This is a genomic window from Deltaproteobacteria bacterium IMCC39524, from assembly GCA_029667085.1.
In the GTDB taxonomy this organism is placed as follows: Bacteria; Desulfobacterota; Desulfuromonadia; order Desulfuromonadales; family BM103; genus M0040.
Genome location: JARUHJ010000010.1, coordinates 57,790 through 64,459 on the forward strand (window position 1 = coordinate 57,790; position 6,670 = coordinate 64,459).

Annotated in this window: 8 protein-coding genes; 6 read left to right on the top strand and 2 right to left on the bottom strand. The window is 46.2% G+C overall.

What is annotated here, in order from left to right; all coding sequences use genetic code 11:
- The first annotated feature begins 20 nt into the window (after positions 1–20).
- Positions 21–440, top strand: a complete 420-nt coding sequence (locus tag P9J64_16800) for a formate/nitrite transporter family protein (GenBank protein MDG5469979.1) — start codon at positions 21–23, stop codon at positions 438–440.
- On the opposite strand, the gene P9J64_16805 is transcribed toward P9J64_16800, so the two are convergent.
- Both P9J64_16805 and P9J64_16810 read right to left on the bottom strand, forming a co-directional pair.
- Entirely contained in the window at positions 437–1,789 is a 1,353-nt protein-coding gene (locus tag P9J64_16805) for an FAD-dependent oxidoreductase (protein MDG5469980.1), read from the bottom strand. The genes P9J64_16800 and P9J64_16805 overlap by 4 nt on opposite strands.
- A 99-nt stretch (positions 1,790–1,888) precedes the next feature.
- A complete protein-coding gene (locus P9J64_16810; protein MDG5469981.1) occupies positions 1,889–2,284 on the bottom strand; it encodes a DUF2391 family protein in 396 nt (131 codons plus the stop codon).
- Between the two features lie 584 nt (positions 2,285–2,868).
- Here P9J64_16810 and rpsU point away from each other — a divergent pair.
- The 5 genes from rpsU (at position 2,869) to P9J64_16835 (ending at position 6,352) form a co-directional block, all read left to right on the top strand.
- Positions 2,869–3,072 (top strand): 30S ribosomal protein S21, encoded by a 204-nt coding sequence (rpsU, locus tag P9J64_16815; protein MDG5469982.1) that lies wholly within the window; start codon positions 2,869–2,871, stop codon positions 3,070–3,072.
- Between the two features lie 157 nt (positions 3,073–3,229).
- A complete protein-coding gene (ablA, locus tag P9J64_16820) occupies positions 3,230–4,546 on the top strand; it encodes a lysine 2,3-aminomutase (GenBank protein MDG5469983.1) in 1,317 nt (438 codons plus the stop codon).
- A complete protein-coding gene (gene ablB / locus P9J64_16825; GenBank protein ID MDG5469984.1) occupies positions 4,539–5,387 on the top strand; it encodes a putative beta-lysine N-acetyltransferase in 849 nt (282 codons plus the stop codon). Before ablA ends, ablB begins: the two co-directional genes overlap by 8 nt.
- Positions 5,384–5,755, top strand: coding sequence for a hypothetical protein (locus P9J64_16830; protein ID MDG5469985.1), 372 nt, complete (start codon positions 5,384–5,386; stop codon positions 5,753–5,755). Before ablB ends, P9J64_16830 begins: the two co-directional genes overlap by 4 nt.
- Before the next feature lie 333 nt (positions 5,756–6,088).
- Positions 6,089–6,352, top strand: coding sequence for a hypothetical protein (locus tag P9J64_16835; protein MDG5469986.1), 264 nt, complete (start codon positions 6,089–6,091; stop codon positions 6,350–6,352).
- The last annotated feature ends 318 nt before the right edge of the window (positions 6,353–6,670 follow it).

Here is a 6,670-nt window from a genome sequence, read left to right on the forward strand (position 1 = left end):
CTGGCAACTTCTAGGGAGCCTTGGTCAGCGCCGGATTCCTGGTAACTGCAGACAGTGTGATTGGCGCTCAATCAGGATACATTGTGATCGCCAAACACCTTGTGCATTTTGCAGGCTGGCCGTTGTTTATCAGTGCGCTTCTTGCAGGATGGCTGATGGCCTTGGGCGCCTGGTTGGTGATGGCAACCCAGCCGACCATGAGTCAGATCATTTCGGTTTACATTGTCACGTTCATCATCGGAATCGGTGGTTTGCACCATTCGATTGCCGGTTCGGTTGAGATCTTTACTGCCAATTTTATCAGCGACTCTTTTACTTTACCTCAGATCCTGAAGTTCATCGCCTTGGCTATCGTTGGCAACCTAGTGGGTGGAAGCATTTTCGTCGCCCTTCTGAATTACGCTCACATTCGAGAGACGCAAAGGACGGTCAACGATTAAAGTTGCTTGATAAGCTGACGTGCGGCAATCTGCACCGGATCCCAGACCGGAGAAAAGGGTGGTGCGTAGCTCAGGTCGAGGTCGATCAGGTCTTGCGCTGTCATCCCAGCAGTTAGCGCCGTAGCGATTACGTCGATGCGTTTGGCAGCCCCTTCCATGCCAACGATCTGAGCTCCGAGTAAACGACCACTTGCGACTTCACCGAGCAGTTTGACTGAAATTGACCCGGAGCCGGGGTAATAACCTGCCCGGGTCTTGGTCTTGATGATTGCGGTGGCATATTCGCTGCCGATTTCTTGTAGCTCTTTTTCTTGCAGACCGGTTCGTGCGACTTCAACCTGACAAATTTTACTCACCGCTGTCCCCATGACCCCAGGGAATCGCAAATCACCTCCGGCGAGGTTGGTCCCTGCGACCAGACCCTGTTTGTTGGCTACTGTTCCCAACGCAATATAGATCGGTTGCCCGGTCAATCTGTGGACCGAGGCAGCGCAGTCGCCAGCAGCCCAGATATTCGTGGTGCTGGTCCGCATCTGATCATCGACCTTAATTGCATTTTTTGCAGCCAATTCAATACCTGCCCCAGCGGCCAACTCAGAATTTGGCGTTACACCTATCCCTAGGATCACGATATCAGCCGGAAGACTCCTTTGATCAGTTCTTACTTCAGAGACTTTGCCATCTTTAGTCTCAAAGGCAGTAAACTCCTCGGACAAATATAGGGTCACACCGATATCCCGCAAGGCTTTAGAAACAAGTTGTCCCATGTCTGAATCAAGGGTTCCCATGACCTCTTGTCCACGCTGTACCAAGGACACATCGAGACCTCTGCGGACAAGGGCCTCAGCCATCTCCAAGCCGATATAGCCACCGCCAACAACAACAGCCCGGCGCGGCTTATTTCGTTCGATGAATTCCTGTACGCGCAAGCCGCTAGCCAAGGTCGACAGCCCGAAGATCCCTTCTGCATCTGCATTCGGTACTTTGGGGCAGATCGGACGTGCACCGGTAGCAATCAACAAATGGTCATAGGGTTCGCTGAGTTCGCGGCCTTCATCTGTTTTGATCGATACCCTTTGGTTGACAGCATCGATACCTGTAACTTCGTGATGAATACGAACATCAATGGCATATTCGCCTCGGAAAGTCTCGGGAGATCGCGCGACGAGATCTTCATAGTTATCAACCAAGCCGCCGATGTAATAAGGAATGCCACACGCAGAGTAAGATGTGTAACTGGTGCGTTCAAGAACCAGAATATCGCGCTCAGGTTGTTCTCGACGGATTTTTGCTGCAGCACTCATTCCTGCAGCGTCCCCGCCTATGATGACAACGCGATCTCTATGCATAATGTCAACCTCCTGATAAGCTTTCTGCGAAATGTCATTATATCATTCAGAAGGCTGACTGCACTTATAGAGACGGCTTAGGGGTGATTAAGGGAACGCTTACTCTTTATCAAATCCATCGACGATGATCGCCCCCATTGACGCCGGCATGGTGACCACGATCAAACGCTTGAGTGCAAGAACAGGTTCAGAAAGCAAAGGGAATTTGTCCAATGAGAACAAGATCAGGGCCACGACAATGCCTGCAATCGTGTAGGCAAAGAAGATGCGCGCAATGAAAACAGGAACCCTGTATTTGATGTTTGCCTGAAAAACACTTTCGTAAGCAAAAAAAGATAGAAAAGCCATTGAGAGGAAGAATACAAGTAACAGTTTAAAAAAGGGCAGTGTCGCGCCGATATTCCACGCCTCCTCAGAAAAAGAGATTGGGATCGCCAACGCCGCCGAGCCTACAACGATCTGGCTGACATCCTCCATGTTAAAGCTTAACTTCATGATGTTTTTAACTTACAACAGCCATAAATCTAGGTCAACGAGGGGTCATCAACGGGAGAGAATCGTCCAATTTGACTCAACGCCGCAGAGATGTTAGCGTTGTGACCTCTTAAGTCTTGGCGGCGTTATCTTTCCGAACGAACCGACCAAAGACCCGCAAATGAGGTGGACCGTAATGACCCTCGGTGATTTCGGGACGAACCCTCTCTCAATAGGGCAGCACTGGCTTGAAGCGTTCCGCTTTAAGATCGGGTGCGGGTGGCCCTGTCCTTATCAAAAAATCATACAGCAAGTTAACTAAAGGCACGTTTTTGCCTAACATCTCTAATCCCCACCGCAGACTATCATCTGCTTCCAATGACTTTTTCCATTTTTGACGTACGTGCCTTCGCTGAAAACGAGGCCAATCCTATTGGCTTCTCTGTCTCAGCACAACCTTACTTGCAAAGCATAGATGGTGTCAGGCGATTGAAAAATGATATCCACCTGACTCTATAAGATGCTTTTTTTGGAATCCATTTAAACAACAATACAACCGTCTGGGACTAGAGGTATTGATTACCCAAAGACATTAAGGAGGAGATGTGGAAATTAAAGTTATCAATAACGACATAAACAAGGCAATGCGTGTGATGAAGCGCAAACTGCAACAGGAAGGAGTTTTTCGTGAACTGAGAAGAAGACGGTTTCATGAAAAACCGAGCGCTAAACGGAACAGAAAGCAGGATGAAGCGATAAGACGGGAACGCAAGCGGTTGAGCAAGCTAAAACGCTTTGCCAGGACATAAAGACATCAAGGAGAGTGAAAAGGGTTGCAACGAATACAGTGGAAAGCCGGAGATTGACGAGCTCGATAATTCTCGAGGATTAGTCTTTGACACAAAAGCTGGGAAGACTGACAACTAATTTGATTTGAATTGAAAGCAATGTCTGAGGAAATAACCAATGCCCATATACAGTAGTAGACAACAGAATATCGCCGAACAAATGTCAGAAGAGCCAGTCTCAATGTCTAACTGGAAAGATTGGCGCTGGCAACTTAAAAACTCGATTCAACAAGTAGAGACCTTTGAGAACCTTCTTGGCATTAGGTTTCAGGATAAAGAGCGCAGAAAAATTGATTTGACTCTGAAGAGGTTTCCGCTCTCCATCACTCCTTATTATCTTTCGCTGATTGATGCGTCTGATTACAAAAACGACCCGGTTTATTTACAAGCCTTTCCATCTCCGGCCGAATTAGAGATTGGTAAAAATGACATGATTGACCCGCTGGCTGAGGACAAAGACAGCCCAGCCAAGGGAATTACGCATCGTTATCCTGATCGGGTTCTTTTTCATGTCAGCAATGTTTGCTCAATGTATTGTCGTCACTGTACTCGAAAGCGAAAAGTTGGAGATGTCGATTTCATCCCTGATCAGAATCAAATCAGAGAAGGCCTCGATTACATTCGAAACACTCCGGCCATTCGCGATGTCCTCCTCTCAGGCGGCGACCCGTTGATGCTTCCGGACCACTACCTTGATTGGATCCTGACTGAATTGCGACAGATTGAGCACGTTCAGGTGATTCGTATCGGTAGCCGCATGCCAGTTGTTCTGCCCTACCGTATTAACGAAGACTTTGTAAAGATGCTACAAAAGCATCAGCCTGTCTGGCTCAATACACACTTCAACCATCCGCGTGAGATTACGGCTTCTTCGCGTCAGGCGCTACGCCTGTTGGCAGATGGCGGCATCCCTCTTGGCAACCAGTCAGTCCTGCTTGCAGGTGTCAATGACTGCCCACGTATCATGAAATCATTGGTTCATAAATTGGTAGAGAATCGTGTCCGGCCCTATTATCTCTATCAATGCGACCTTTCTGAGGGTTTGTCACATTTCCGTACTCCGGTTGGCAAGGGGGTTGAAATCATGGAAAGCCTGATTGGACACACCAGTGGTTTTTCGGTCCCGACCTATGTCATAGACGCACCGGGGGGAGGAGGAAAGATTCCACTCACGCCTAACTATCTCATCTCGTTAAGCACAAACAAGGTGGTTCTGCGTAATTATGAAGGTGTGATTACCACCTACCAAGAGCCAGAAAAGTACGAATCTAATTTTTGCGACCGAAAATGCGATGAATGTCATCTGCAACTCAAACTTGAGGATGCTGATGAGTATTGCTCGACAGGCATCGAAAGGTTGTTAGCTGACTATGACAAAACGATATCTCTCACACCGATTGACAACGACAGGTTCGAAAGGCGTAACAATGACTGATACTGTTGAGAAAGTTGGCAACTCGATCATTCAGCATGGACGTAACAATCAGCGAATATATCTGATGAAATCTTCCGCTGACGATTTGCCAGGTCTGGCAATTAAACTTGATAACTTGGCCGCGACAAATAACTATTCAAAAATCTTTGCGAAAATACCAGAAAAGCAAAGGGATTTATTCTTGCACAACGGCTATCAGGTAGAAGCCTCGGTGCCCGGGTTGTTTAATGGCAAAGAGCAAGGGCTTTTCGTCAGCAAGTACCCAATTGGTGACAGAGGGAGAGAGACACAACCCGACCTCGTTAACGAAATCCTGGAAACTGCCAAGGCAAAGCAGGGTCTGGTCTCGGGGTTAGGTCTGTCTGATTGCGTCTGCCGTCCGCTTTTTGCGGAAGATATGGATAAGGCAGCCAGCCTCTACCGCCTTGTCTTCGACAGCTATCCCTTCCCAATTGATGACCCTGATTACCTTAGAAGTACAATGGATCACATCGCCTACTACGGCGTATGGTCTGCTGATCAATTAGTTGCTCTCTCTTCTGCTGAAATCGACTACGAGAACGCCAACGCAGAAATGACTGATTTTGCAACCCACCCAGATCACCAAGGTCAAGGTTTCGCCAGTTTCCTTCTGGCTCGGATGGAGATAGACATGAAAGACCGGCAAATAGCAACGTTATATACCATCGCCCGGGCGTACTCGTACGGTATGAATGTCACCTTTGCCAAAAATGGTTATTTCTTTAGTGGAACGTTAACGAATAACACTCAAATTTCAGGCAGCCTCGAAAGCATGAACGTCTGGTACAAGCTTTTACCTGTTGCAATAGAGCCAATATGAAAGGATCTGTATTAATGTCAGGAGCTTCAACTGCCATTGCAATATCAGAAATGTACCGTTTTGCCAGGGAAGCAGCCTTGCGAGTTCGTGCTCAACTTTTCCGTCTTCACTGCTCAAGAGTGATCTTTGTCGAGCAAGAGAAGACTTGGCTGAAGCTGACATATGGTGATCAGTGTTACGTTACAGCGCCTTTAGTGTTACTGGCAAAACTGAGGAAGATTCAAGAAGTAAAGCAAGCAGATGATTTGTGGGAATTAATAACACAAGAGCCCGCCAAGAAACATGAAAGTACCGTATCAATGGTGTTTGTAGTTATTTTCTTTTTAATTTTCATATTGATTGCCATCTTGACAATATATGTTGTTTAGCTGGTTCGTTTTAGGAGACAGGATATGTGTAAGTACATTGATATGTGTAGTTTTTATATCAAATTCAAGAACCGGGAGAGCTTAATTTGGAAGGCAATGATTAAAAATTACTGTATAGACGGTGCTGAGTGTACACGTTTCCATACTTATAAAAAACAAGGCTTTAAAGAGTTGCCGGCAGAGATCATGCCGACAGGAAACCGTGTTTCGAAAGTTTTTTTGTCCTTACGGTAAACCTTATTAAGCAGAGCTAACGTAACTCCAGAGCACATCCAATATAGGGCTAATAGTATTTAGCACCAATCAACCAAGATCAGAAAAGGGAAAAGAGAAATGCTTTCTGCCGGTAAAATGTCTAAAGCTCTCCAGCACTTCGGAATAAAAGTTATTCGTTACGAAGAACCTTCAAAGCCAAAATATATGGACGGAGAGGTAATCCTTGGAAATTCGCTTAGCGTTCAGGTCGGTTATGATTATGCTTGTCTCTGCCATGTTAGTGACGACGATATTGAGTATCTTCTGGAGAGAGAAGAAATTGTTCGTGAAATAGATTTTGCAACCGAAGTTGCAAAGTTCTTAAAGACAATGATTCAATAGTAGCGCACGAAAATGTTTTTGACACTGATGTATCGCCTTAAAAGGAGGAAACGGGTGACCGATTCTTGATATCACGACTTGTAAGAGGAAAAAGGCTTATTATTGATCGAGGTATTCAGTAAGCTCTTTTATACACAAAATTATGGTCACCAGGATTTATGCCTTGGTGACCTTTTTTACTGGAATGCAGCTGTAACCATCCCTTAAAATAGTACCAGCAATAATGAGACTCCTTGGCATAATGTAACGGTACATGGAGGACTCATCGCATGCGCAAATCGAAGTTCAGCGAAGCACAGACCATCAGGATACTAAAGG

Excerpts from the sequence above, each read along its gene's own strand:
- P9J64_16805 (MDG5469980.1), bottom strand. The coding sequence starts at position 1,789 with ATGCATAGAGATCGCGTTGTCATCATAGGCGGGGACGCTGCAGGAATG.
- P9J64_16810 (MDG5469981.1), bottom strand. The coding sequence starts at position 2,284 with ATGAAGTTAAGCTTTAACATGGAGGATGTCAGCCAGATCGTTGTAGGC.
- ablA (MDG5469983.1), top strand. The coding sequence starts at position 3,230 with ATGCCCATATACAGTAGTAGACAACAGAATATCGCCGAACAAATGTCA.
- ablB (MDG5469984.1), top strand. The coding sequence starts at position 4,539 with ATGACTGATACTGTTGAGAAAGTTGGCAACTCGATCATTCAGCATGGA.
- P9J64_16830 (MDG5469985.1), top strand. The coding sequence starts at position 5,384 with ATGAAAGGATCTGTATTAATGTCAGGAGCTTCAACTGCCATTGCAATA.
- P9J64_16835 (MDG5469986.1), top strand. The coding sequence starts at position 6,089 with ATGCTTTCTGCCGGTAAAATGTCTAAAGCTCTCCAGCACTTCGGAATA.